This is a genomic window from Methyloversatilis universalis EHg5, assembly GCF_000378945.1.
GTDB classification, from domain to species: domain Bacteria; phylum Pseudomonadota; class Gammaproteobacteria; order Burkholderiales; family Rhodocyclaceae; genus Methyloversatilis; species Methyloversatilis universalis_A.
Genome location: NZ_KB900539.1, coordinates 3490501 through 3514739, shown reverse-complemented (window position 1 = coordinate 3514739; position 24239 = coordinate 3490501). Strand labels below are relative to the sequence as shown.

Here is a 24239-nt window from a genome sequence, read left to right as displayed (position 1 = left end):
ACCGGAGGCCTGACATGAAGGTGCTGATCACAGGCGGAGCCGGCTTCATCGGCTCGCATACCGCCGATGCGCTGCTGGCCGCCGGCCACAGCGTGCGCGCGCTGGACATTCTCGATCCGCAGATCCACGGCGAGGCGCGCCAGCGCCCGGCCTACCTCGCCCCAGAGGTCGAGCTTCAGGTCGGCGACGTGTGCAATCCGGATGACGTGGCGCGTGCGCTCGACGGCGTGGATGCGGTGTATCACTTTGCTGCGCTGACCGGCGTCGGTCAGAGCATGTACGACATGACTCACTACGCCCGGGTCAATGCCATCGGCACCACCACGCTGATCGAAGGCATCGTGAAGGGTGGCCATGCGCTGAAGCGCCTAGTGCTGTCGTCCTCGCGCGCCATCTATGGCGAAGGGTCCTATGTCTGCCCGACGCACGGCGAACAGTTCCCTGCGCCACGCACCCGCGAGCGGCTCGAGTCCGGCCGTTTCACGATGCCCTGCCCGGTGTGTGAAGGCGATCTTGATGCGGTGGCCACACCCGAGCACAAGCGATCCGAGCCCTTTTCGGTGTACGCGATCACCAAGAAGCACCAGGAGGATTTCGTCCGTTACGCGGCGGAAACCTTCGGCGTGCCGGCGGTCATCCTGCGCTACTTCAACGTGTTCGGTTCTCGCCAGTCGCTGAAAAATCCCTATACCGGCGTCGTCTCCATTTTCTACTCGCGCATCTGCGCCGGTCAGCCGATCTCGGTCTATGAAGGCGGCCTGCCGGTGCGTGACTTCGTGCATGTGTCCGACGTCGTCGCGGCCAATATGCGCGCCCTGGTGGCCGACGTGCCCGCCGGCTCCACCTTCAATGTCGGGGCCGGCGTGGCCAGCACGATAGGCGACATCGCGAACGCGCTGGCGCGGGCGGTCGGCAAGCCGGTCACGATGGAAGACCGGGGTGAATTCCGGGTGGGAGACATTTTCGGCTGCGTCGCCGATCTGGCTCGATCCCGTGCCGAGCTGGGTTATGCGCCGGCCTGTTCGCTGGATCAGGGCATGGCCGAGTTCGCTGCCTGGGCCAGCGGTCAGCCCTCGGAAGACCGCTATCAGCAGACGGTGGCGGAATTGAGCCGCTTCGGTCTGTTCGGTCGCGCAAAGGGCGCGTGATGACGGCGCGCCGCCGCGTCCTGCTGGTGGCGGAAGCGGTATCGCTGGCCCATGTTGCGCGTCCGGTGGTGTTGGCGAATGCGCTGGCGGGTGAGCATGACGTGACGGTGGCTTCTGCGCCGGTTTTCGATCTCTGCTTCCGCGGTACCGGGCTGGCGCGCGAATCGCTTGAAAGCATTCCTGCTGCCATTTTTCTCGAACGGCTGGCGGCGGGTGCCCCGCTCTATACCCGGGCCGAGCTCGAACGCTATATCGACGAAGACGTGGCGCTGCTGCGCAGGTTGCGCCCGGATGCAGTGATCGGCGATTTCAGGCTGTCGCTGAGCGTTTCCGCCCGCCTGGTCGGCATTCCGTACTTCGCGCTGTGCAATGCTCACTGGAGTCCGTGGGCACTGCACGACCGCTTTCCGCTGCCTGACATCACGCTGACCCGGGTGCTTGGGCCCAAGCTGGCAGAACCGCTGTTCCGGCTGGGCCAGCCGATTGCGTTCCGGCTGCATGCCGGTCCGTTGAATGCGCTTCGCCGCAAGTTCGGACTGAGCACTTTTCCGGATGTCCGTTACGCCTATACCGATGGCGATCGCACGCTGTATGCCGACACGCCCTCACTGGTGCCGGTGCGACCGGATTGCCCGTCTCATCACCGCTATATCGGCCCTATCGTGTGGTCGCCGGCGATGGCGCTGCCCGCATGGTGGACTGCGTTGCCGGACGGCCCGCTCGCCTATGTCACGCTGGGCTCGACCGGGCGGGTGGATCTGCTGCCCGAACTGTTCCGTGCGCTCGAAGACTGCGGTGTCAATGCGATGACCGCTACGGCCGGGCGCTCAGATGTTGCGTCGCCGGGGCCGCACTGTTTCGTCGCCGATTACCTGCCTGGACTCGAAGCGGCTGCGCGCGCGGATTTCGTTATCTGCAATGGCGGCAGCGCGACCGTGTATCAGACGCTTTCACAGGGGCGGCCGGTAATCGGCGTCTGTTCGAACATGGACCAGTTTCTGACCATGGCGCGAGTGGTCGATGCGGGGGCAGGCATTGCTCTGCGTGCGGGCACCGCTGGCTATGGCGATCTGAGCGCCGCCATTCGCCGCATGACCGGTCCGTCCGGCGCGGCTTTCCGCGATGCGGCGCGTGCCGTACAGGCGGATTTCCTCCGGCACGATGCCGGCGAAGGCATACGCAGAGAGGTTGCTACGCTGTAAGGTGGGGATGCCCGGTCACCGATCGGGGCGACACGGTGTGCGCGTCGAGGCGGCTTGTGTTTTCCGAAGCTGGCGTTTCTTGCAGAACAGCACAACCGGAGCAGCAAAACAAAAACGGGAGCCGAAGCTCCCGTTTTTGATCATGCGACTGCTTGCCTATCAGGCCTTGCGGCGACGGGCCAGGGCGAGACCGCCGAGTGCCAGGCCAGCCAGCGCCAGGGTGCCGGGTTCCGGCACGGCTTGCAGCGGGCCGTTCGGGTCGGTCTGGAACAGAATGTCCGGACCCGAAGCAACCAGGCCAACGCCCGGCTGGAAGCTCGTGCCACCGTTGGTGGTGCCGACGTTCGGGGTGATCGAGCCGTGGAACTTCTCCGACGGATCCACCGAGGTGAAGGGCAGGTTCTGGTTGATGTTCGAGATCAGAAACTCGGTCAGGACGCCGTTCCAGAAGCTCAGATCATAGGTGGTCGGGATGACCGACAGCAGGTCGATGATCGGGGTGCTGCCGCTGCCATTCACGCTATTCACCGACGACAGGGACGAGGTGCCGTTCGAGGCATCGCCATCGCTGCCCAGCGGGGTCACGCCAGCGCCAACCTTGAAGTCGGAGAACACGCCAGCCTGGGAGGCGGCGGGAGCGACCTTACCTTCGAACACCAGCTTGCCGTCGTTGAAACCGTTGCCCGAGGCGTAGTTCGAAGCGACTGCACCGGCGTCATCCAGATCCTGGACATAGACGCGGAAGTAGTTGATGGTCTGGGTGGCAGCGAAATCGAAGAAAGCCTGGTTGGTCGGGAAGGTGTTCGCGACGCCAACGATTTCGGTGTAGGCCAGTTCGAAAGTGATTTCGTACTTGCCAGCGGTCGAGCCAGCGCCAGTCCAGAGGCCAGCGGTTGCAGCGCCGGTACCGTTCTGGAACAGGTTCAGACGACCTTGCGAGTACACCGTGAAGGCGTTGCCGGTCAGCGGGAAGCCTGCGGTGGTGTTGGTGATGCCGGCGACGCCGTCATTGGTGCCGTTCGCGAGCTTGACGAACGCTGCGTTACCGCCTTGGGCGAGCACCGGCGACGGGGCCCAGTCGAAAGCAGCGATGCCGCTCACTTGACCGTTGGGGGTGAACACGCTGATCGGCGCTGCGTGCGCTGCGGCGAAGGCGCTGGCCAGCGCTGCGGCAACGGCGATTTGCTTGAACTTGATCATTTGAATTACTCCGTTGGTTGGCTTGGGAGAACCACGGTTGGCTATAAGCAATCGACGGGCCAGTTTTAGACTATTCTTTTATCTCGTTGAAAATGAATGATGTTTTTTTCAACGAAGTTCTGTGTCCGGTGATTCGGTGTGCAGCGCCTGTGGTTCTGTAAGGTTTACCGACAGCCTGTTCAGCGATCCTGTGATGTATTCAATCGGGGCAGGGGCAGTCGGATCGAGCGGCCAGGTATGGGGCGTTTGCGGCCGAGTCGGCACACCCAGACCGTGCGATCGACGTTTTCCGGTGACAACAGCGTGCCCAGGCGGGCCGCTAGATCCGCGGCCCGGTGACGAGCGGATTCCTTTCCGGTGAAGTGCTTACCTTCACGTGCGTACTGATTGAAGATGAGCGGGGTCATTTCGGGCTGCGACTGCAGGCCCAGCTTTTCTGTCGTGAGCCACAGTCGCTGCATCGCCCGCCCGGCCGCGATGTGGTCGTCGATTGAAACCGGCGCTGACGGGGCCACCATGAAGGCGTGGGCCGAGCATGCGATGCCCGGGATGTAATCGAGCTGTATGCGGGGCGCCAGTGTGCCGAACAGCCACCTGTTAAAGAAATCGACGCGCCCCCAGCTCTGCATCACGAACTTCATCAGCCTGGCGGTCATCGGATCTACGCCGACCGCGACTTCCGGGATACGGTCCTCGCTGAAGCGGGCGCCCCATTCAATGATGGTCGAATGGGTACGGAAGGCCTCTGGAATCGTGAGCCGGATTTCCGCGCTGTCGAAATTCAGCTTGGCGATGCGCGACCGCTCGCCCAGCGTTTCGAACCACAGAATGCGGTAGGGCGCAACGGCGGCTTCCAGTGCCTTGCGCTCGTCCAGCGTCAGCGCGCGGCTGCCCATGGCGCGGCGTTGCACGCTGCGGGTTTCAATGCAGGGGATGAGCGGGCTGGGCTGGACTGACGAATCGGGCTCCAGCCGCACATCGAACAGCAGATGGGTGTCCGGCGTGTCAGGACGGCGAGTGATGTCGGCCCGCAGACCGTGGCCGCTGGCGGCGATGGACAGCGTTTCCAGCAGGGCGCCCACCGCGAGCTGACTGGCGTGGCCGTCCAGGTCATAGACGCACCAGTCTCGGGTGTCGAAACCGTGGATGACCACATGGTCGTCGCTCAGGATTTCGAATCGCCAGGTCTGGGTGTTATCGCCGCTGGGAGCCCAGCGGGCCTGATCGAGAATCTTTTCTATCGTGCGCATGGGGAGCTCCGTTAATCAGGCGCGGGTGATCTGCTTGAGCAGCTGCCGCCGGCCGAGGGCGATGATGAGGCGCTGCAAGGGGTTGCCGTTGCCGCCCGGTCGCCAGGTGCGGACCATCCGATTGCGGAAGGCATCGAACTGCAGGGCCCATGGAGCCGGTCTTACGTCGCCGCGGCCGAGCAGCAGCTTGACCGTTTCGGCGGCGGCGACGCCTGCGCAGAGGTTGCAGGCAATCATCGTGGACGGGCCGCGCTTGTTGGCCAGATCAATGCGCGAGGGCTCGACCAGATAGGGGCGGTGCAGTCCGGCTGGTGCCAGACCGACGAGGAAGCGCAAGGCCTGTTCGGTTTCGTCGCAGCCGTCCAGCCGGAAATACTGTTCGAAACTCATGCCCTGTGGTGAGAACACCAGCAGCCCGGTGCCCATGCCCAGCGGTGCTGCGGTCACCGCCGGGATGCCCAGGCGGTGGCAGGCGGCGAATGTGGCTCTGCGGGCGGAAAATGCAAAAAAATCAAGGCCGTCGACGTAGACGTCCGCACCCTTCAGAAAGCTGTCCGGGTCGTCCGGCGACACGCCCTGCGGAAAGCACTCGATCTCGATGTCCGGATTGATGTCGCGCGCCTGTTCGGTCAGCACTTCTATCTTGGAGCGGTCGAGCGTGCTCATGGTCGCGCCGACCTGGCGATTGAAGTTGTGTACGCCGAAAGTGTCGAAATCGGCGATCCGGAAGCGGCCTATGCCCAGTCGGGCCAGCGTGAGCAGGTGAATGCCGCCGACGCCGCCTAGACCGGCGATGGCGATCGTGCTCCGGCGCAGTCTGGCCTGTTCGGCTTCGGTGAACCAGCCGAGATTGCGGCTGAAAGCTTCTTCGTAATTGAACTGTGTTGTCATCGCTCCACCCGGTGTCCCGGCTATCTCCGACGCATGCGTCGACAGCTGGGGATGGTGAGGGGAAAACTGTTATGCTGGCAATACCTTAGCACCTGAAGTCTTGAATCCGGATGAAGTTTTGGCTGCTTGACCTGTGGCTGGCGATGCGCAGCGTCCTCCGTCAGGGACGCCGCACGCTCATTGCCATCGGTGCGGTCAGTTTCGGCGTGATCGCGATGATCCTGTCCGCCGGCTTCATCGAGTGGCTGATGGAGGGTATGCGGGAATCGACCATAAAGTCCCAGCTTGGCCATGTGCAGGTGGTGCGTCCGGGTTATGTCGAGCGCGGCACTTCGGATCCCTATGGCTTCGTGATCGACGGCGAGGACGCGCTCCGGCAGAAAATCGAATCCGGTGCCGACGTGAAGGTGGTCGCGCCGCGCCTGAGCTTCAACGGGCTGGCCAGCAAGGGCGACAATACGCTGGCCTTCCTCGGTCAGGGGGTTTCGGCCAAGGCCGAGTCGGTGCTGTCGAGTTCGGTCACCATCACCCGCGGTCGCAACCTGTCGGCCGACGGCGTGAACGAAATGATCATGGGCCGTGGTCTGGCGGCCAATCTCGGCGTGCAGGTCGGCGATACGGTGGTGCTGATGACCACCACCGCTGCCGGCAACGTGAATGCGGTCGAGGCGCCGGTGGTGGGTCTGTTCAATTCGGTCAGCAAGGAATACGACGACTCCGCGTTGCGCATGCCGCTTGCGCTGGCCCAGCAGCTGGTGCGGGTCAATGGTGCCCAGCAGTGGCTGGTGCTGCTTGACGACACCGCGCAGACCGACGCCAAACTGGCTGAGCTGAAAGGCGTGATGCCCGCCGGCAAGTTCGATCTGGTTCCCTGGTATCAGCTGTCCGACTTCTATAACAAGACGCGCGATCTGTTTGCCAGCCAGGTCAATGTGGTGCAGTTCATCATCCTGATGATCATCGTGCTGAGCATTTCCAACACGCTGTCGATGAGCGTGATGGAGCGGGTGAGCGAGATCGGCACCTGCATGGCGCTCGGACTGACCCGGGCGCGCATCCGTCGCATCTTCATGTCGGAAGGCGTGATGCTCGGGCTGGTGGGGGGCGGTCTGGGCGTGGTGATCGGCTGCGTGCTGGCACTGGCGATTTCGGCGGTCGGCATTCCGCTGCCGCCGCCACCGGGCATGGAACAGGGCTTCAGCGGCGAGATCCGGCTCACGTTCGGCATCGTCGCCAGGGCGCTGGCGATCGCGGTAGCCAGCGCTTTCGTGTCCAGTCTGTATCCGGCGTGGCGCGCCTCGCGCATGAATATCGTCGACGCGCTCCGGCAGAGCCGCTGACCGCCATGTTCAAGCTCGCCCTGCGCAACATCCTCCGCCAGAAATCGCGTACCGCGATGACGCTGGCCGCCATCATCTTCGGTGTGGCCGGTCTCATCCTGAGTGGCGGTTTTGTGGCCGACGTGCTCACCCAGCTGGGCGAGGCGACTATACACAGCCAGCTGGGTCATGTGCAGGTGTTCCGCAAGGGCTTCTACGAACAGGGTTCGCGTTCGCCCGAAAAATTCATGATCGACGATGCGGCCAGGATTGCCGAGTTTGCGGCGCGCATGCCGGAGGCGGATACGGTGCTGCAGCGAGTGAGCTTCACCGGCCTGCTCAACAACGGCAAGGCTGACTGGGCGGTGATGGGGGAGGGGGTGGAGCCTGACAAGGAGAGCCATCTCGGCACCTTCGTCCGCATCACGGCCGGGCGTGCACTGAAGGACAGCGACAGCGGCGGCATCCTGATCGGCGATGGCGTGGCCAAGGCGCTGGCGCTGAAGCCGGGCGATGCGGTGACGCTCATCATGAATACCGCGGACGGCGCGCTGAATACCACCGAATTTTCGGTGGTCGGCGTGTTCCAGAGTTTTTCAAAGGATTTCGACGCGCGTGCCGTAAGAATTCCGGTGGCGGCCGCCCGCAATCTGGTTGCGCGCGAAGGATCGAACTCCATCGTGCTGCTGCTGCATCGCACGGTCGATACCGCACGGGTGAAGGAGCTGCTGGTGCCCAAGCTGGAAAGTCTGGGGTTCGACATCCGTGACTGGGTGCAGCTTTCCGACTTCTATTCGAAGACCGTTGAGCTCTACCGGACCCAGTTCGGCGTGCTGCAGTGGATCGTGCTGATGATGGTGCTGCTGAGCGTGTTCAATACTGTGAACATGAGTGTCTTTGAGCGGGTCGGTGAATTCGGAACGCTCATGGCACTCGGCAATTCGCGAGGATACGTGTTCCGGCTGGTGCTGACGGAGAACGCGCTGCTGGGGCTGAGCGGCGCGATCTGCGGCGTGCTGGTCGGCGTGCTGGTGGCGCTGGCGATCAGCGAAGTCGGCATTCCGATGCCGCCGCCGCCGAATTCGAACGTGGGGTACACCGCGTCCATCCGGGTGATGCCGGAAAATGTAATGCTGGCCTTCCTGGTCGGCGTCGGGGCCACCGTAGCGGCGGCTCTGCTGCCGGCCCGCAAGGTGTCGCGCACGCCCATCGTTGATGCGCTGCGCTACAACATCTGACCGGCCGTGACGCATTAGAGCGCGCGAACCGGCGCCTTGGCTATGATTCGCGGCTTGTCTGGCCGCTGTCCTTTGGAGGAAGCAATGTTGAATTCTGACCGTCTGATGTCCATGCTGCGCCTGCTGGCGCTGCTGCTGGTGCCGCTTGCCTTCGCTGGCTGCGCTTCCTCGCCGTATCCGCCGGCCCCGACGCAGGCCTACAGCGACGATTACAACTACATCCTGGGTCCGGGTGACTCGGTGAGCATCGTCGTCTGGCGCAATCCGGAGATTTCTTCCACCGTCACCATCCGTCCGGACGGCAAGATCACCGGCACCCTGTTCGAGGATCTGCCGGCGGCCGGCCGTGACCCCTCGACCCTGGCCCGCGAGATCGAACAGGTGCTGGGTAAGTACATCCGCGATCCCATCGTCACCGTCATCGTCGCCGGTGGCATCGGCCCCTACAGCGAACAGATCCGCGTGATCGGCGAAGCCGCCAAGCCGCAGGCGCTGGCCTACAAGCAGAAGATGACGCTGCTCGACGTGATGATTGCGGTCGGCGGCATCACCGACTTTGCTGACGGCAACGGGGCCTCCATCCTGCGTACTTCGGAAGGCGACAAGCAGTACAACGTGCGCCTGAAGGACCTGATCCGTCGCGGCGACGTGAGCGCCAACGTCGATGTGAAGCCGGGCGACATCCTGATCATTCCGCAGAGCTGGTTCTGAGCGTGTCGGGTCATCGTGCTTCAGCCGGAAGGGTTCAGTAGCCGTGGATGATTTTCTCCGCCAGTTGTCGGGTTATCTCAGGTCTGCCTGGGGCTATCGCTGGGTTGGCCTGATCGCCGCCTGGGTGGTCGGTCTGGCCGGCATGGGCGTGGTGCTCGTGCTGCCCGATCAGTACCAGGCCTCCGCCAAGATCTATGTGGATACCCAGTCCATCCTGCGGCCGCTGATGTCCGGTCTTACGGTGACGCCCAATCTCGACCAGCAGATCAATATGCTGAGTCGCACGCTGATCAGCCGGCCGAACATCGAGAAGCTGATCCGCATGGCGGACCTCGATCTCGAAGCCAAGACCAAGGTCGAGCGCGACAAGCTGATCGACGACCTGATGGAAAGCGTCAAGCTGTCCAGCTCAGGGCGCGACAACCTCTACATCGTGTCCTATCGCGACAGGAAACCGGCGCGCGCGCAGAAGGTTGTGCAGGCGATGGTGACCCTGTTCGTCGAATCCGGCCTGGGCAGCAAGCGTCAGGATGCCGATCAGGCGCGCAAGTTCATCGAGGAGCAGATCAAGGCCTATGAGGCCAAGCTGCTGGAGGCGGAAAACCGCCTCAAGGAATTCAAGCTGAAGAACCTGGAGCGTGCAGGCGGCGGCGGGAAGGATTACTTCGGTTCGTTGAGCGAGGTGCAGGCTCAGCTGAATCAGGCGCAGCTCGACCTGCGCGAAGCCACCAATTCGCGCGACGCGCTCAAGCGCCAGCTGGCGGGTGAAGAGCCGACCCTGAATGCCGATGCGTCCTCGCTGGGCATCGGCTCCGGCGGTTCGAGCGGCCCCTCCACGGCGGAAATCGACGCCCGCATCTCGGCGCTGCGTAACGACGTGGAAGGCATGCTTCAGCGTTACACCGAAAAGCATCCGGATATCCAGCAACTGCGGGCACGCATCCGCAATCTCGAGGACGAGCGCAAGCAGATCATCGAGAAGCACGCGGCTGAAGCGGCCAAGAGCGCCGATGCCAAGCCGGCGCAGGGTGCTCAGCTGAGCGGCGCGCAGATACCCAATCCGGTGTACCAGCAGATCAAGGTTGCGCTGGCGTCCGCCGAAGCGTCGGTGGCGTCGCTGGGCGCGCGCGTGGGCGAGTATCAGACGCGTCTGACCACTCTCAAGCAGTCCTCTCGCCTGCTGCCTGAACTCGAAGCCGAATTCAGCCAGCTGAATCGCGATTACGAAGTGCATCGCACCAACTACAACAACCTCGTGTCGCGCCGTGAATCGGCGTCCATCTCGGAAGAAATGGATGCCACCGGCGTCGCCGAATTCCGGCTGATCGAACCGCCGCGCGTGGCACCGGAGCCCGTGGCGCCCAACCGTCTCATCCTGCTGACCGCGGTGCTGGCTGCGTCGATGCTGGTGGGGGTTGCGGCATCCTTCGTCGTGTCCCAGCTCAGGCCGGTGTTCCACGACGGTCGCGCTCTGGCCGAGGTGTCCGGCGTGCCGGTGCTCGGCTCGGTGTCGATGCTGCTCGCCAATGAGCGCAAGCGCTACGAGCGTCGCCGGACCTTCGTGTTCTTCGGTGGTCTGGGCGGTCTGGTGGCTGCCTATGTCGCCATGCTCGCGTTCGTGTCACTCGTGATGCGCAGTGCCTGAGGATCAATCATGAGCATCATCGAACAGGCCATCGAGCGGATGGCCCATCTGAAGCGTGCGGGTGTCGAGATCGGCGAGGACGGGCAGGCGCCCGCGCCGGCTGCCGAAGTCGCTCCGGCGGCACCGGCACCGATCAGCGCTGCGCCCGCCCCCGCACCGGTTGCGCCGGCAGCGGTCGCGGTGCCGGACAGCGTGAAGCCGGCTGCCGGTGAAAACTCCCGCCTGGTCGAGCTCGATCTGGCGCGACTGGATTCCATGGGTCTGGTGGTGCCGTCGGCACCGCGTTCCCAGATCGCCGAAGAATTCCGCGTCATCAAGCGCCCCATACTGGCCAATGCGCACGGCAAGGGCGCCGCACCGGTCGATAACGGCAACCTCATCATGGTGACCAGTTCGGTGCCGGGCGAGGGCAAGAGCTTCAACTCGATCAATCTCGCGATGAGCATCGCGATGGAACTGGACAACCGGGTGCTGCTGGTCGATGCCGACGTCGCCCGCCCGTCCATCCTGAACCTGCTTGGTCTGCCGCCCGCCAAGGGCCTGATGGACGTGCTGCTCGACGAGGACGTGCGTCTGCAGGACGTGATGCTGCGCACCAACGTCGAAAAGCTCACGTTGCTGCCGGCCGGCATGCCGCACAAGAATGCGACCGAACTGCTGGCCAGCGGCGCGATGCGTGCCCTGCTGGTGGAACTGGCGCATCGCTACGCCGACCGCATCATCATTTTCGATTCGCCGCCGCTGATGGTGACCACCGAAGCGCCGACGCTGGCGCAGTCGATGGGACAGCTGGTGATGGTGGTGGAAGCCGGGCGCACCACGCACACCATGGTCAAGCAGGCGCTGGCCAAGGTGCAGGGCTGCCCGGTCAAGATGCTGGTGCTCAACAAGGCCCGTTACGCCCGTACCGATGGTTACTATGGTTACTATGGCTACGGTTATGGCTATGGGACCGAAACCGGTTTCCGAGAAAGTGCCGAGAACCGCTGATGCGCGTGCTGAACTTACGGATGACTTCGCTGGCCGTGGCCATGGCGGGCACGGCTGGGGTATTTCCCGCTGATGTGCTGGCCGAGGGATGGCGGGTTGAAACCGGGGTCACCACCCGGGCGATTGCGAGCGACAACATCAATTTCTCGCCCACGGCGCCATCGTCCGACACGCTGCTCGAACTCAATCCGTCGGTGCGGGTAACGCGCAAAAGTCCCCGTCTGACGCTCGACGCCGCCTACACCCCGCGTTATCTGTACTACACCCAGGATACCTACGATTCCCGGCTGTCCCAGGACTTCAACGGCAGCGGGCGTTTCGAAGTCATCGATGACTTCATGTTCATCGATGCCCGGGCGATTTCGGCGCAGCGCAACCAGTCGGTGTTCAATGCGGTGCCGACCGACGCGACGCTTGCGGCCAACCAGCTGTCGCGCACCCGTACCTACTCGTTCACGCCGTCCTTCATGGGCACGATGAGGCTGAGTGATGTTGCGACCTGGCGCTCGAACTACAACATGGTGCGCAGCGAAACCTCCGGCCTGGCGGCCAATACGCTGACCAGCGAAACCTTCCATGGCTCGCTGACCAGCTATCCCGCCCGCCTCGGCTGGAAGGTGGACGTGATGTCCAACCGCACCGAGTCGGATCGCCGCGCATCGGTCAACCGCAAGAGCATTGTCGGTTCGCTGATCTACCGCCCGGATGCGACCGCTGATTTCACCGTGCGCTACGGCTACGAAGACACCAATTTCGCCAGCCAGCGCAGCGGGTCGACCTACGGCCTCGGCATGGGCTGGAATCCGTCGGAACGCACCACCTTCCGTGCCGACTACGACCAGCGTCCGTATGCGCGCACCAACAACGTCAATCTGACGCACCGGTTGCCGCGTACGTCCTTCACCGCCTCGTACTCCCGCAATCTGACCAACCGCGCCGAGCAGCTGCTGTCGCCGACCGGCACCACCGATCTGGTGCAGTCGCTGTCGCTGATCGAGCCGTTCGCCAGCGAACCGGATCCGGTGCTGCGTCAGCAGATGATCGAAGCCTATCTGCGTGCCAACGGCCTGTCGCGCTACGTGGTGGGCCTCAGCCCCATTCTGTCCGACCGCCAGTACCTGCAGACCCGCTGGCAGATGTCGGCCACCCGTACCGGTCCGCGCAACACGCTCTCTCTCAGCGTGTTCCAGACCGAAAGCGATGGCGGCATCGGCGCGATCGGGCCGGCGGTCGGTGACGACTTCGCGGCTTCGCGCGTCATCCGCCAGCGCGGGTGGACCGCCACCTATTCGCACCGTATGGGTTCGGTGTCTTCGCTGAGCGTGTCGTTCACGACCTCGAAGTCCGATGGGCGCACCCAGACGCTGTCATCCGACCGCGATGTGCTGAATACCACGTGGTCCACGCAATTCAGTCCGCGCACCACCGGTTCGATTGGACTGCGCATGACGCGTGCCACAGTCACCGCCGGGGATGTGGACGAGAATGCAGTGATTGCGACGCTCTCGACAATGTTCAACTGATTCCGGCCGGTTGCGTCTCCGGCCGGGGATGTCGCCAACCACGCCTGCGCCCCAATGTACGAGTCGTTCTACGGTCTTTCCGGCAAGCCCTTCCAGCTCAATCCCGATCCGTCCTTCTTCTTCGGCAGCAAGGGCCATCGCCGCGCGCTGGCCTATCTCGAATACGGCCTGCACCAGAGCGAAGGCTTCATCGTCATCACCGGAGAAATCGGTGCCGGCAAGACCACGCTGGTGCGCAGCCTGCTGCAGAAGCTCGATGCGAAGAAGGTGGTGGCCGCCCAGCTGGTGAGCACCCACCTCGACGCCGAGGACACGCTGCGACTGGTGGCTGCCGCCTTCGGTCTGCCCAACAAGCAGCTGAAGAAGGCTGACCTGCTGCTGTCGATCGAAATGTTCCTGCTGTCGCTGACCGCGGCCGGCAAGCGTGCGCTCCTCATCGTCGACGAGGCGCAGAACCTGACGCCGCGTGCGGTCGAGGAACTGCGCATGCTGTCCAACTTCCAGCTCGGCGAGCATGCGCTGCTGCAGAGCTTCCTGGTCGGGCAGCCTGAATTCCGCGAAACCATGCAGAGCCCGCACATGGAGCAGCTGCGCCAGCGGGTGATCGCGTCCTACCACCTCGGGCCGATGGATTCGGCAGAAACCGAGGCCTATATCGAACACCGGCTCAAGCACGTGGGCTGGCGCGGCAAGCCGTCGTTCGAAACCGGTGCGCACGAAGCGATCTTCAAAGCCACCGACGGTGTACCGCGCCGCATCAACACGCTGTGCGACCGTCTGCTGCTGGCCGGCTTCCTGAGTGGCGCGACCGCCTTTACCGCGCAGGACGTGGCGGGTGTGGTCAGCGAAATCCGCGATGAAGCCGGAGAGGCGGCCGCCGCGGCCGCTGCAGCCAAGCGACCGGATGGACCGATGCCGGGTGCCGCGGGTCTTGCCGCGTTCAACGGCAGCGGCCTGTTCGCCGCGCCCCCGCTGTTCGACATGGATCTGTCCCAGTTCAAGCTGGACGCGGATTCGGCACAGCGGGTACGCGACTACGTGAATGCCTACCAGGCCGGCAATCTGGAAGAACGCCTGTCGCGGATGGAGCGCACGCTGGAACAGACCATGGCGCTGCTGTACGAGATTGCCGAGCGGTCCACCGAACCTGCGGACAAGGATCAGGAATGAGTGACAAGCGCGTGACGGCACCGGTGCTGTGCGTGGTCGGCGCCCGCCCCAACTACATGAAGATGGCGCCCATCCTGCGTGCCTTTGATCAGCATGTGCCGGCGATACCGTGGGTGCTGGTGCATACCGGCCAGCACTACGACCACGCGATGAACGAGCGTCTGTTCAGCGGCCTGCGGCTGCCGACGCCGCATCACAACCTCGAAGTCGGCTCCGGCACCCATGCGGTGCAGACCGCCGAAATCATGAAGCGCTTCGAGCCGCTGGTCGACGAGCTCAGGCCGTCCTGCGTGCTGGTGGTGGGCGACGTGAATTCCACGCTGGCCTGCGCGCTGGTGGCGGTGAAAAAGCACGTGCCGGTGGTGCATGTCGAAGCCGGCCTGCGCAGCGGCGATCGCGCGATGCCGGAAGAGATCAACCGCATCCTGGTCGACCGCATTTCCGACCGTCTCTACACCACCGAGCGCAGCGCGCTCGACAATCTGGTGAGTGAAGGCGTGGCACCGGACTGGGTGCATTTCGCCGGCAACGTGATGATCGATTCGCTGCTGTCCAGCCAGCCGCTGGCGGTACCGTCGGCGAAGACGCTGGCCGATCACGGCATCGACCCGGCCCTGATCGCGGAGGGGCGCTACGGCGTGGTGACGCTGCACCGGCCGAGCAATGTGGATGACCCCGAACAGCTGAAACGTCTGGCCGCCATGCTGACACGGGCGGCTGAACGCCTCCCGCTGGTGTTTGCCATTCATCCGCGCACCCGCGGCAATCTGGAAAAATTCGGCCTGGGCGCGCTGCTGGACAATCCGCGCATTGCGCTGCTGCCGCCGCTGGGCTATCTCGAAATGCTGGGGTTGATGAGCGCTGCCACGGTCATGATCACCGACTCCGGCGGTCTGCAGGAAGAAACCACCGCACTGTCGGTGCCCTGCCTGACGCTGCGTGAAAACACCGAACGCCCGATCACGGTGGAGCAGGGCACCAATACCGTGATCGGCATCGACGACGCGCTGTTCGCCCGCAGCCTGGACGACATCCTGGCCACCGGTGGCAAGCGTGGCCGTGTACCGGAGTACTGGGACGGCCGCGCCGCCGAGCGCATCGCGGCCGACCTGCAGGGCTGGCTGCTGCAACGGAGTGCCTGACATGAATGCACCGGCCGATATCCGCAACGCCTTCACCGTCGACGTCGAAGACTATTTTCAGGTGTCCGCGCTGGCGCCCTATATCGAGCGCAGCCGCTGGGATTCGATCGAATGCCGGGTCGAGCGTAATGTCGACCGCATCCTCGGTCTGCTGGCGGGCAGCGGCAATCGCGCCACCTTCTTCACGCTGGGCTGGATCGCGGAGCGCCATCCGGGCATGGTGCGCCGCATCGCCGCCGCCGGCCATGAAATCGCCAGTCACGGCACTGCCCATCTGCGCGCCACCGACCAGACGCCGGCCGAGTTCCTCGACGACATTACGCGCGCCAAGAAAGTGCTGGAAGACATCGTCGGGGTCGAGGTGCGCGGCTACCGCGCGCCCAGCTTCTCGATCGGCCACACCAATCCGTGGGCGCTCGACTGCGTGGCGCAGGCGGGCTATCGCTACAGCTCAAGCATCTATCCGGTCAAGCACGACCATTACGGCATGCCGGACGCGCCGCGCTTTCCGTTTGCGTCGCGCGATGGCCTGATGGAAGTGCCGGTCACCACCGTGCGCGTTGGCAGCCGCAATCTGCCCGCCGGCGGCGGCGGTTACTTCCGGCTGCTGCCCTACGCCACCTCGCGCTGGCTGCTGAGCCAGGTGAACAAGCGCGATCGCAAGCCGGCGATGTTCTACTGCCATCCGTGGGAGATCGATGCCGATCAGCCGCGCGTGCCCGGTGTGGACCCGAAGTCGCGCTTCCGCCACTACATCAACCTGCACCGTACCGAAGGCCGGCTGGCGCGCCTGATGCGCGATTTCCGCTGGGGCCGTATGGACGAAGTGTTCCCGGAGATCGCCCGTGCGGCCTGAGGCGGAATTCGTGACTGCGGTTACCGTGCGTGCGGCCACTGACGCTGACCGCGCCAGCTGGAACGCCTTCGTCGACAGCTGCCCGCCGGCGACCTTCTTCCATCTGTTCGAGTGGCGCGACCTGATGCGCGACGTGTTCCGCCATCGCACTCATTACCTGCTCGCGGAGCGGGGCGGCCGCATCTGCGGCGTGCTGCCGCTGGCCGAAGTGAAAAGCCGGCTGTTCGGCCACTCGCTGGTATCGCTGCCGTTTGCGGTGTACGCCGGTGTCGCCGCCGAGGACGAAGCGGCCGCGCAGGCGCTTGAAGCCGAAGCGCAGCGCATCGCGCAGTCGCTGGGCGTGGCGCATCTCGAGTTCCGCAACGTGGCTGCGCGCCGTACCGACTGGCCGACCGAAGACTTGTACGTCACCTTCCGCAAGGTGCTGTCGCCGGACGTTGAAGAGAACATGAAGGCCATTCCGCGCAAACAGCGCGCGATGGTGCGCAAGGGCATCGGCAACGGCCTGAAGGCGACCTTCGATGCCGACAACGCGCGTTTCTTCGAACTGTATTCCGACAACGTGCATCGCCACGGCACGCCGGCGCTGTCGCGTCGCTACTTTGACGCGCTGCGCGCCACCTTCGGCGAGCGCTGTTCGGTCATGACGGTCGAAGGCCCGGACGGCGCGCTGCTCAGCACCGTCATGAGCTTCTACTTCCGCGACGAAATCCTGCCCTATTACGCCGGCGATGCGGTCGCGGCCCGCGACTTCGCGGCGAACGACTTCAAGTACTGGGAGTTGATGCGTCACGCCTGCGAGCGTGGCATCCGCGTGTTCGACTACGGCCGCAGCAAGCAGGGCACCGGCTCCTATTCGTTCAAGAAGAACTGGGGTTTCGAGCCGGCACCGCTGCACTACGAGTACTGCCTGTACAAGCGCGACAGCCTGCCGCGCAACAACCCGTCGAACCCGAAATACAAGCTCATGATCGAAACCTGGCGCCGCATGCCGCGCGCGCTCGCCAACACGATCGGGCCTTTCATCGTCCGCAACCTGGGCTGAGCGCGTGGAGCCGCTGCTCTTCCTCGCGCATCGCCTGCCGTTTCCGCCCAACAAGGGCGACAAGATCCGTTCCTATCACCTGCTGAAGCATCTGGCGCGTACGCATGCGCTGCACGTCGGCACCTTCGTCGACGATGCGGCCGACCTGCCTCATGTGCCGACGCTGGCGGCACAGTGCGCGCAGCTGCACACCGAGGTAATCGCGCCGCGCAGCCGCAAGCTGTGGTCGCTGCGCGCGCTGGCCACCGGCGAGGCGCTGAGCGTGGCCTACTACCGTTCGGCGGCGATGCAGCGCTGGGTCGATGACACCATTGCCCGTCACCGCATCACGCGCGCGGTCGTGTTCTGTTCCACCATGGCGCAGTATCTCGACCGCCATCCGCAGGTACGCCGCGTGGTCGATCTGGTCGATGTCGATTCGGCCAAGTGGTCCGAGTACGCGCCGCGCCATCGCTGGCCGATGTCCTGGCTGTACCGGCGCGAGGCGCGCACGCTGCTCGATTTCGAGGCGCAGGCGGTGGCCGCGGCCGACGCCGCCTATCTGGTGACGCCGGCCGAAGTGGCCCTGTTTGATGCGCTGGCGCCGGCCCAGAAGGGCCGGGTCAGCGCGGTGCCCAATGGCGTGGATACCGCTTTCTTCGACCCGTCGCAGGCTGGCGTGTCGCCCTACGGGCCTGACGTGCGGCCGGTGGTGTTCACCGGCGCGATGGATTACTGGCCCAACGTCGACGCCGCCTGCTGGTTCGCCCACGAGGTGATGCCCCTCATCCGGGCAGTCGAACCGGCTGCCCGCTTCTATGTGGTGGGCATGAATCCGGCGCCGGCAGTGCGCGAGCTGGAAGAGCTCGGCTGGGTCACCGTGACCGGCCGGGTGGACGACGTGCGGCCCTGGGTGGCGCATGCCGCCTGTGCGGTGGCGCCGCTGCGGGTGGCCCGCGGCATCCAGAACAAGGTGCTCGAAGCGATGGCGATGGCCCGGCCGGTGGTGGTGTGGGACACCCTGGCGGCCAGCCTCGATGCCGAGCCGGGCCGTGAATTCTTCACCGCGGGCGACGCGCAGGGCTATACCCGCGAGGTGCTGCGCCTGTTTGACCGTGCGATCGCCGACGAAGCGGGCCGCGCGGCGCGCGCGCGCATCGAACGGACCTATCGCTGGGACGCCGCGCTGGCCGGCATCGATGCCTGGCTGGGCACGCCGGTGAAACCGACTACCGAACGTGGAACGACCGACGATGTACACCCCGACCTCCTCCATGCCCGTGGCTGAGCAGCGACCGAACGCTGCCGCCTGGCGTGTCGCCGGCGCCGCCTTCCTGCTGCTGTTCGTGCTGCTGCTGTGGCTCTACCGTGATACCGCGATGTCGATGGCCGGCATCTGGTGGCGCTCCGAAACCTTTGCCCATGGCCTCATCGTGCCGCCCATCTTCCTGTGGCTGGTGTGGCGCAAGCGCAGCGCGCTGACCGCGCATCGGCCACGGCCCAGCGTGCTCGGGCTGCTGGCGCTGGCGCTGTCGCTGGCCGGCTGGCTGGTGGCCGACATGGCCGGCGTGCAGGTGGTCCGCCAGCTCGCTTTCGTGGCGGCGATTCCGTCCCTGGTGGTGGCGGTGCTGGGCTGGCGCATTGCGTGGGTGATCGCCTATCCGCTGGCCTTCCTCTTCCTCGGCGTGCCGATGGGCGAGAACCTGATGCTGCCGCTGATGAACTACACCGCTGACTTCACGGTGGCATCGCTGCAGTTGCTGGGTTTCCCGGTCTATCGCGAAGGCACCTTCTTCGAACTGCCGTCCGGCAGCTGGTCGGTGATCGAAGCCTGCAGCGGCCTGCGCTACCTGATTGCATCGCTCACCGTCGGCGCTCTCTACGCCTATCTGAGCTACCGCTCGCTGTGGCGGCGTGCGGCCTTCATCGTCGCATCGGTCGCGGTGCCGGTGGTGGCCAACGGTTTCCGCGCGCTGATGATCGTGCTGCTGGCGCACTACTCGGACATGAAGCTCGCCACCGGCGTCGATCACATCATCTACGGCTGGGTGTTCTTCGGCATCATCATGCTGCTGCTGTTCTGGGTCGGCTCCTTCTGGCAGGAAAACGAAGCGCCGGATGTCGTCCCTGCGGACGGCGCCGGCACGTCGCGTACGCTGTCGCGGTCGCGCCTGCTGGTGACCGGGCTGCTGGCGGCCGGCCTGCTCGGACTGCCGCTGCTGTACGCCGCGCACCTGGCGCAGCGGCCGCTGCCGCCGCAGCCGGCGCTCGCGCTGCCTGCCATGCTGGAGGGCGGCTGGCAGCGCGACGATGCGGTGACGCTGAGCGACTGGCGGCCGACCTTCCAGAACCCGGACCGCCAGGCCACGCTGCAGTACCGGCGCGGTGACGAAATCGTGGTCGTGCATCTGGCCTGGTACGGGCGCCAGCGGCAGGACGCCGAACTGATCAATTCCCGCAACTTCATGATCGAGCAGGAGCACGAGGTGTGGTCCAACGTCGGCGAGCAGGTGGTCGGCATGGCGCAGCACCCGGTGCGCGAAACGCGACTGCGCTCGTCGTCGCTGCGGCTGCTCATTCATGACTGGTTCGTGGTCGGCACCGTGCCCACCGTCAGCAGCGTGCGTGCAAAGCTGCTGTTCGCACGTTCGCAGCTGCTCGACGGTGAAGACAGCGGTTACGCGGTGGTGCTGTGGACGCCGCAGCAGGGAGAGGACCCGGCTGCGCGTGCGCGTCTGCAGGCTTTTTCGAACGCACTCGATGCGCAACTGCGGCAGGCCATGCAGCCATGAAGAAGGTGGTCCATGTGATCCACCATTTCGGCACCGGTGGTATCGAGAACGGCATGGTGAACCTGTTCAACAATTTTCCGCAGGGCGAGTTCGACCACCACGTGGTCTGTCTGCAGGGGCATTCGCATTTCGTCGAACGCATCCGTGCGGGAAGGGTCACCTTTCACGACGTGAAGAAGCGGCCGGGCAAGGACCCGGCCCACTACTTCCGGCTCTGGCGCATGCTGCGTGCGCTGCGTCCGGACGTGCTGCACACGCGCAACCTGTCGGCGTTGGAGGCGGTCATCGTCGGCTGGCTGGCCGGCGTGCCCGCGCGGGTGCACGGCGAGCACGGTCGCGACGTGTTCGATCTTGACGGCAGCAACGGCCGCTACAACCGCCTGCGCCGCATGGTGCGGCCCTTCGTCCACCGCTATCTGACAGTGAGCCGCGATCTGCAGCACTGGCTGTCAGCTGCCATCGGCGTCGAGCCCGGGCGCATCCGTCAGATCTACAACGGTGTGGACAAGCAGCGCTTCCACCCGCCTGTCGATGCGCGGCGCGAACTGCTGCCCGAGCGCTTTCGCGACAACTGTTTCGTGGTCGGCAGCGTGGGTCGCATGGTGGGCGTGAAAGACTATCCGACCCTGGTGCGCGCCTTCATCGACGCCGCCCTGCAGCCGGGCGGAGCGCGGCTGCGGCTGGTCATCGTCGGCGACGGTGGCATGCGTGCCGAGTGCCAGCGCCTGCTCGACGAGGCCGGCGTCTCGGATCGTGCCTGGCTGACCGGTGAGCGCAAGGACATTCCGGACCTGATGCGCACCTTCGATCTGTTCGTGCTGCCGTCACTGGGCGAGGGCATATCGAACACCATCCTCGAAGCCATGTCCTGCGGGCTGCCCATCGTCGCGACCGCGGTCGGTGGCACGCCGGAGCTGGTGGAAGACCGTGTGAACGGTCGTCTGTTCACGCCGGGCGACGTGGTGGCACTGTCTTCACATGTGCAGCAGTACGCATCCGATGCCGCGTTGCGGGACGGTCACGGTAGTGCTTCACGGCAAAAAATCGAGGCCTCCTTTAGCATCGAAGCGATGGTTGCGGCCTATCGCGACACCTATCTTGACCTGACCGGGCGGCATTGACGCGCGGGCGGCGTCTCCATCGGCAGTTTCATCACTGACAGGGTTCTCCGGATGTGCGGTTTCGTTGGCATTTTCGACACGCGCAGCAGGCGTGATGTAGGTCGCGACGTGCTGCACCGGATGAACGAGGCGCAGCACCACCGCGGACCCGACGAAGGCGATCTGCATCTGGAGCCTGGGGTCGGTCTCGGTCATCGCCGTCTGTCCATCATTGACGTGGCGAGCGGGCAGCAGCCGCTGGCCAACGAGGACGGCTCGGTCGTCGTCGTGTTCAACGGCGAGATCTACAACTTCCAGTCGCTGATTCCCGAACTGACCGCGCTGGGCCACACCTTCCGCACCCGCAGCGACACCGAAGTGATCGTGCACGCCTGGGAGCAGTGGGGCGAGGCCTGCGTCGAGCGCTTCCGCGGCATGTTCGCGTTCGCGCTGTTCGACCGCAATCAGGACGTGCTCTTCCTCGCGCGCGACCGCCTCGGCGTGAAGCCGCTGTTCTACGCACTGCTGCCGGACGGCCAGCTCATTTTCGGCTCCGAGCTGAAGGCGCTGACCGCACACGGCGGCCTGAACCGGGACATGGACCCGCTGGCGGTCGAAGAATATTTCGCGCTCGGCTACGTCGCCGATCCGCGCACCATCTACCGCCACGCCTTCAAGCTGGAGCCGGCGCACAGCCTGCGCATCCGCCGCGGCGAAACGCCGCCGGCGCCGCGCCGCTACTGGGACGTCGACTTCGGCCACGTCGAGCAGATCGACGCGGTGCAGGCGGAAGAGGAACTGATACGCCGGCTGCGCGAGTCGGTCGGTCTGCGCATGATTTCCGAAGTGCCGCTCGGCGCCTTCCTGTCCGGTGGCGTCGATTCGTCGGCGGTGGTGGCGATGATGGCGCAGTCGTCCGACTCGCCGGTCAACACCTGTGCCATCGCCTTCGATGATCCGGCCTTCGACGAATCGAAGTTCGCGCAGCAGGTGGCCGACCGCTACCACACCAATCACCGGGTCGAAATGGTCGCTTCGGACGACTTCGACCTGATCGACACGCTGGCCTGGCTGTACGACGAGCCCTATGCCGACAGCTCGGCGCTGCCCACCTACCGCGTGTGCCAGCTGGCGCGCAAGCACGTGACCGTGGCGCTGTCCGGCGACGGCGGCGACGAAAGCTTCGGCGGCTACCGCCGCTACCGCATGCACCTGATGGAAGAGCGCCTGCGCGCGCGCCTGCCGCTGGGCGTACGCAAGCCGCTGTTCGGCACGCTGGGCCAGATCTACCCCAAGGCAGACTGGGCGCCGCGCGTGTTCCGCGCCAAGAGCACCTTCGAGTCGCTGGCGCGTTCGTCGGTCGAAGCCTATTTCCATTCGGTGTCCATCCTGCGCGATCCGATGCGCGCCCAGCTGTTCAGCCCGAAAATGAAGTCGGCGCTCGGCGGCTACAACGCGGTCGAGGTGTTCCATCGCCACGCCGCCCGCCACAACTCCGACGAGCCGCTGTCGCTGGTGCAGTACCTGGATCTGAACACCTATCTGGTCGGCGACATCAACACCAAGGTGGACCGCGCCAGCATGGCGCATTCGCTGGAAGTGCGCGAACCGCTGATGGACCACCCGCTGGTCGAATGGCTGGCCACGCTGCCGGCTTCGCTGAAGATACGTGGGCAGGAAGGCAAGTACCTGCTGAAGAAATCGCTCGAACCGCATTTGCCGCACGACATCATGTACCGGCCCAAAATGGGCTTCGCGGTGCCGCTGGCCCGCTGGTTCCGCGGCCCGCTGAAGCAGCGGGTGCGTGATGCGGTGCTGGGCAGCCGGCTGGCGGATACCGGCTGGTTCAACCGCCCCTATCTCGAACATCTGGTCGATGCCCACCAGAACGGCCGGCGCGACTACAGCGCTTCGCTGTGGACCCTGCTCATGTTCGATGCCTTCCTGCGCAACAGCGACTCCGAATCGGCGCAGGGCGACGGCCGGAAGTGCGCATGACCGCGACCACGGCCGGAAGGTCGCAAACCTTTCTGCGCTCCATCCATGTATTCCGCGCGATGGCCATCGTGCTCATCGTCGGTGCGCACGTGCAGCCGGTGATCGACTGGCCCGACACGACGACCAAGCGTCTGGTCCTGGGCTTCACCAACGAGTCCTCGACCTACTTCATGTTCATTTCGGGCTTCCTGTTCCATCACCTGTCGGGTCGTTTCGCGTACGGCGACTACCTCGCGATCAAATCCCGCAACGTCGTTCTGCCCTACATCCTGCTGTCGCTGCCGGCGATCGTGATGTTCGTGTTCGTGAGCCAGAGGCCGGGGCTGTGGCCCGACTTCTACAACATGCCGCAATGGGAACAGGTGCTGGCTTTCCTCGTGACAGGCAAGCACCTGGCGCCGATGTGGTTCATTCCGATGATGGTGCTGTTCTATCTGAGTGCGCCGGTGTTCGTCTGGATCGATCGTCGCCAGCCCATGCTCTATCTCGCCATCCTTCCGCTGCTGGTGTACGCGGCCACCACCGGCCGAGGTGGCCATTACGGCCCGCTGAACATGTATGTGTACTTCCTGCCGGTCTATCTGCTGGGCATGTGGGTGTCGCGGAATTTCGCGTCCGTCATGGCGTGGTCGCGCAGATGGGTCTGGCCGCTGGGCGTCGCGGTGCTTGCGCTCTATGTGATGTACGTGCTGAAGATCCAGGCGGGCTTCACGCTGCAGACCGTGCTCAAGCCGCTGTCCATTCCGCTCGTCCTGCTGGCCTTCGATCACTGGGTGGAGCGTGTGCCGGCCCGGATCGATTACCTTGCCGACATCAGTTTCGGCATCTACTTCGTACATGCCTATTTCATTGCGGCATCCAAACTGGTCATTTCGACGCTGGCGGATGTGCCGACGTCCGCCACCGAAGTCCTGTTGCCCGGAGGTTTCCCGATGTTCGTGTTCGTGATGTGCGTGGTCATGCTGTTCTCGGCCCTGTCTATCCGCCTCGTCCAGGGCGTGTTCGGCCGTCGCAGCCGCATGCTGGTCGGAGCCTGACCC

20 protein-coding genes are annotated in these 24239 nt (G+C 64.8%); 17 read left to right on the top strand and 3 right to left on the bottom strand.

Annotation, left to right across the window (positions count from 1 at the left end; all coding sequences use genetic code 11):
* Positions 1–14: 14 nt before the first annotated feature.
* Entirely contained in the window at positions 15–1148 is a 1134-nt protein-coding gene (locus METUNV2_RS0116045) for an NAD-dependent epimerase/dehydratase family protein (protein WP_018230494.1), read from the top strand.
* Positions 1148–2350 (top strand): glycosyltransferase, encoded by a 1203-nt coding sequence (locus tag METUNV2_RS0116040; protein ID WP_018230493.1) that lies wholly within the window; start codon positions 1148–1150, stop codon positions 2348–2350. The genes METUNV2_RS0116045 and METUNV2_RS0116040 overlap by 1 nt, the downstream gene beginning before the upstream one ends.
* A 159-nt stretch (positions 2351–2509) precedes the next feature.
* On the opposite strand, the gene METUNV2_RS0116035 is transcribed toward METUNV2_RS0116040, so the two are convergent.
* The 3 genes from METUNV2_RS0116035 to METUNV2_RS0116025 form a co-directional block, all read right to left on the bottom strand.
* Complete coding sequence (locus METUNV2_RS0116035; protein WP_018230492.1) at positions 2510–3550, bottom strand: PEP-CTERM sorting domain-containing protein; 1041 nt, start codon at positions 3548–3550, stop codon at positions 2510–2512.
* A 179-nt stretch (positions 3551–3729) separates the two neighbouring features.
* On the bottom strand, positions 3730–4800 hold the full coding sequence (locus tag METUNV2_RS0116030) for a nitroreductase family protein (RefSeq protein WP_018230491.1): 1071 nt from the start codon (positions 4798–4800) through the stop codon (positions 3730–3732).
* A gap of 15 nt (positions 4801–4815) precedes the next feature.
* Positions 4816–5691: a ThiF family adenylyltransferase gene (locus tag METUNV2_RS0116025; protein ID WP_018230490.1), complete on the bottom strand. Its 876-nt coding sequence runs from the start codon at positions 5689–5691 to the stop codon at positions 4816–4818.
* Positions 5692–5801: 110 nt separating this feature from the next.
* On the opposite strand from METUNV2_RS0116025, the gene METUNV2_RS0116020 reads away from it, so the two are divergent.
* From METUNV2_RS0116020 to METUNV2_RS0115950, 15 genes are all read left to right on the top strand, one after another.
* Positions 5802–7031 (top strand): ABC transporter permease, encoded by a 1230-nt coding sequence (locus tag METUNV2_RS0116020; protein WP_018230489.1) that lies wholly within the window; start codon positions 5802–5804, stop codon positions 7029–7031.
* Between the two features lie 5 nt (positions 7032–7036).
* A complete protein-coding gene (locus tag METUNV2_RS0116015; RefSeq protein ID WP_018230488.1) occupies positions 7037–8248 on the top strand; it encodes an ABC transporter permease in 1212 nt (403 codons plus the stop codon).
* A gap of 84 nt (positions 8249–8332) precedes the next feature.
* A complete protein-coding gene (locus tag METUNV2_RS0116010; protein WP_026188223.1) occupies positions 8333–8959 on the top strand; it encodes an XrtA/PEP-CTERM system exopolysaccharide export protein in 627 nt (208 codons plus the stop codon).
* Between the two features lie 43 nt (positions 8960–9002).
* Entirely contained in the window at positions 9003–10604 is a 1602-nt protein-coding gene (locus METUNV2_RS0116005) for an XrtA system polysaccharide chain length determinant (protein ID WP_018230486.1), read from the top strand.
* 9 nt (positions 10605–10613) lie between these two features.
* Positions 10614–11594, top strand: a complete 981-nt coding sequence (locus METUNV2_RS0116000; RefSeq protein ID WP_018230485.1) for an XrtA-associated tyrosine autokinase — start codon at positions 10614–10616, stop codon at positions 11592–11594.
* Between the two features lie 20 nt (positions 11595–11614).
* Positions 11615–13117, top strand: a complete 1503-nt coding sequence (locus METUNV2_RS0115995; RefSeq protein WP_018230484.1) for a TIGR03016 family PEP-CTERM system-associated outer membrane protein — start codon at positions 11615–11617, stop codon at positions 13115–13117.
* Between the two features lie 54 nt (positions 13118–13171).
* On the top strand, positions 13172–14287 hold the full coding sequence (locus METUNV2_RS0115990) for an XrtA/PEP-CTERM system-associated ATPase (protein ID WP_018230483.1): 1116 nt from the start codon (positions 13172–13174) through the stop codon (positions 14285–14287).
* On the top strand, positions 14284–15429 hold the full coding sequence (gene wecB, locus METUNV2_RS0115985; protein WP_018230482.1) for a non-hydrolyzing UDP-N-acetylglucosamine 2-epimerase: 1146 nt from the start codon (positions 14284–14286) through the stop codon (positions 15427–15429). The genes METUNV2_RS0115990 and wecB overlap by 4 nt, the downstream gene beginning before the upstream one ends.
* 1 nt (position 15430) lies before the next feature.
* Complete coding sequence (locus tag METUNV2_RS0115980) at positions 15431–16285, top strand: XrtA system polysaccharide deacetylase (RefSeq protein WP_018230481.1); 855 nt, start codon at positions 15431–15433, stop codon at positions 16283–16285.
* Positions 16275–17330: a FemAB family XrtA/PEP-CTERM system-associated protein gene (locus METUNV2_RS0115975; RefSeq protein WP_018230480.1), complete on the top strand. Its 1056-nt coding sequence runs from the start codon at positions 16275–16277 to the stop codon at positions 17328–17330. Before METUNV2_RS0115980 ends, METUNV2_RS0115975 begins: the two co-directional genes overlap by 11 nt.
* Before the next feature lie 4 nt (positions 17331–17334).
* The gene (locus tag METUNV2_RS0115970; RefSeq protein WP_018230479.1) at positions 17335–18597 is read left to right on the top strand and encodes a TIGR03087 family PEP-CTERM/XrtA system glycosyltransferase; all 1263 of its coding nucleotides are present in this window, start codon (positions 17335–17337) and stop codon (positions 18595–18597) included.
* Positions 18563–20101, top strand: coding sequence for an exosortase A (gene xrtA / locus METUNV2_RS0115965; protein ID WP_232415691.1), 1539 nt, complete (start codon positions 18563–18565; stop codon positions 20099–20101). The genes METUNV2_RS0115970 and xrtA overlap by 35 nt, the downstream gene beginning before the upstream one ends.
* The gene (locus tag METUNV2_RS0115960; RefSeq protein WP_018230477.1) at positions 20098–21222 is read left to right on the top strand and encodes a TIGR03088 family PEP-CTERM/XrtA system glycosyltransferase; all 1125 of its coding nucleotides are present in this window, start codon (positions 20098–20100) and stop codon (positions 21220–21222) included. The genes xrtA and METUNV2_RS0115960 overlap by 4 nt, the downstream gene beginning before the upstream one ends.
* A gap of 51 nt (positions 21223–21273) precedes the next feature.
* Positions 21274–23199, top strand: coding sequence for an XrtA/PEP-CTERM system amidotransferase (locus METUNV2_RS0115955; protein WP_018230476.1), 1926 nt, complete (start codon positions 21274–21276; stop codon positions 23197–23199).
* Positions 23196–24236, top strand: a complete 1041-nt coding sequence (locus tag METUNV2_RS0115950; RefSeq protein WP_018230475.1) for an acyltransferase family protein — start codon at positions 23196–23198, stop codon at positions 24234–24236. The genes METUNV2_RS0115955 and METUNV2_RS0115950 overlap by 4 nt, the downstream gene beginning before the upstream one ends.
* The last annotated feature ends 3 nt before the right edge of the window (positions 24237–24239 follow it).

What these genes read in the sequence shown, in the direction of transcription:
- METUNV2_RS0115995 (WP_018230484.1), top strand. Translation starts at nt 11,615, where the DNA reads ATGACTTCGCTGGCCGTGGCCATGGCGGGCACGGCTGGGGTATTTCCC.
- METUNV2_RS0116020 (WP_018230489.1), top strand. Translation starts at nt 5,802, where the DNA reads ATGAAGTTTTGGCTGCTTGACCTGTGGCTGGCGATGCGCAGCGTCCTC.
- METUNV2_RS0116015 (WP_018230488.1), top strand. Translation starts at nt 7,037, where the DNA reads ATGTTCAAGCTCGCCCTGCGCAACATCCTCCGCCAGAAATCGCGTACC.
- METUNV2_RS0116035 (WP_018230492.1), bottom strand. Translation starts at nt 3,550, where the DNA reads ATGATCAAGTTCAAGCAAATCGCCGTTGCCGCAGCGCTGGCCAGCGCC.
- wecB (WP_018230482.1), top strand. Translation starts at nt 14,284, where the DNA reads ATGAGTGACAAGCGCGTGACGGCACCGGTGCTGTGCGTGGTCGGCGCC.
- METUNV2_RS0116010 (WP_026188223.1), top strand. Translation starts at nt 8,333, where the DNA reads ATGTTGAATTCTGACCGTCTGATGTCCATGCTGCGCCTGCTGGCGCTG.
- METUNV2_RS0116000 (WP_018230485.1), top strand. Translation starts at nt 10,614, where the DNA reads ATGAGCATCATCGAACAGGCCATCGAGCGGATGGCCCATCTGAAGCGT.
- METUNV2_RS0116040 (WP_018230493.1), top strand. Translation starts at nt 1,148, where the DNA reads ATGACGGCGCGCCGCCGCGTCCTGCTGGTGGCGGAAGCGGTATCGCTG.
- METUNV2_RS0115980 (WP_018230481.1), top strand. Translation starts at nt 15,431, where the DNA reads ATGAATGCACCGGCCGATATCCGCAACGCCTTCACCGTCGACGTCGAA.
- METUNV2_RS0115960 (WP_018230477.1), top strand. Translation starts at nt 20,098, where the DNA reads ATGAAGAAGGTGGTCCATGTGATCCACCATTTCGGCACCGGTGGTATC.
- METUNV2_RS0115990 (WP_018230483.1), top strand. Translation starts at nt 13,172, where the DNA reads ATGTACGAGTCGTTCTACGGTCTTTCCGGCAAGCCCTTCCAGCTCAAT.
- METUNV2_RS0116045 (WP_018230494.1), top strand. Translation starts at nt 15, where the DNA reads ATGAAGGTGCTGATCACAGGCGGAGCCGGCTTCATCGGCTCGCATACC.
- METUNV2_RS0115950 (WP_018230475.1), top strand. Translation starts at nt 23,196, where the DNA reads ATGACCGCGACCACGGCCGGAAGGTCGCAAACCTTTCTGCGCTCCATC.
- METUNV2_RS0116030 (WP_018230491.1), bottom strand. Translation starts at nt 4,800, where the DNA reads ATGCGCACGATAGAAAAGATTCTCGATCAGGCCCGCTGGGCTCCCAGC.
- METUNV2_RS0116025 (WP_018230490.1), bottom strand. Translation starts at nt 5,691, where the DNA reads ATGACAACACAGTTCAATTACGAAGAAGCTTTCAGCCGCAATCTCGGC.
- METUNV2_RS0115955 (WP_018230476.1), top strand. Translation starts at nt 21,274, where the DNA reads ATGTGCGGTTTCGTTGGCATTTTCGACACGCGCAGCAGGCGTGATGTA.
- xrtA (WP_232415691.1), top strand. Translation starts at nt 18,563, where the DNA reads ATGTACACCCCGACCTCCTCCATGCCCGTGGCTGAGCAGCGACCGAAC.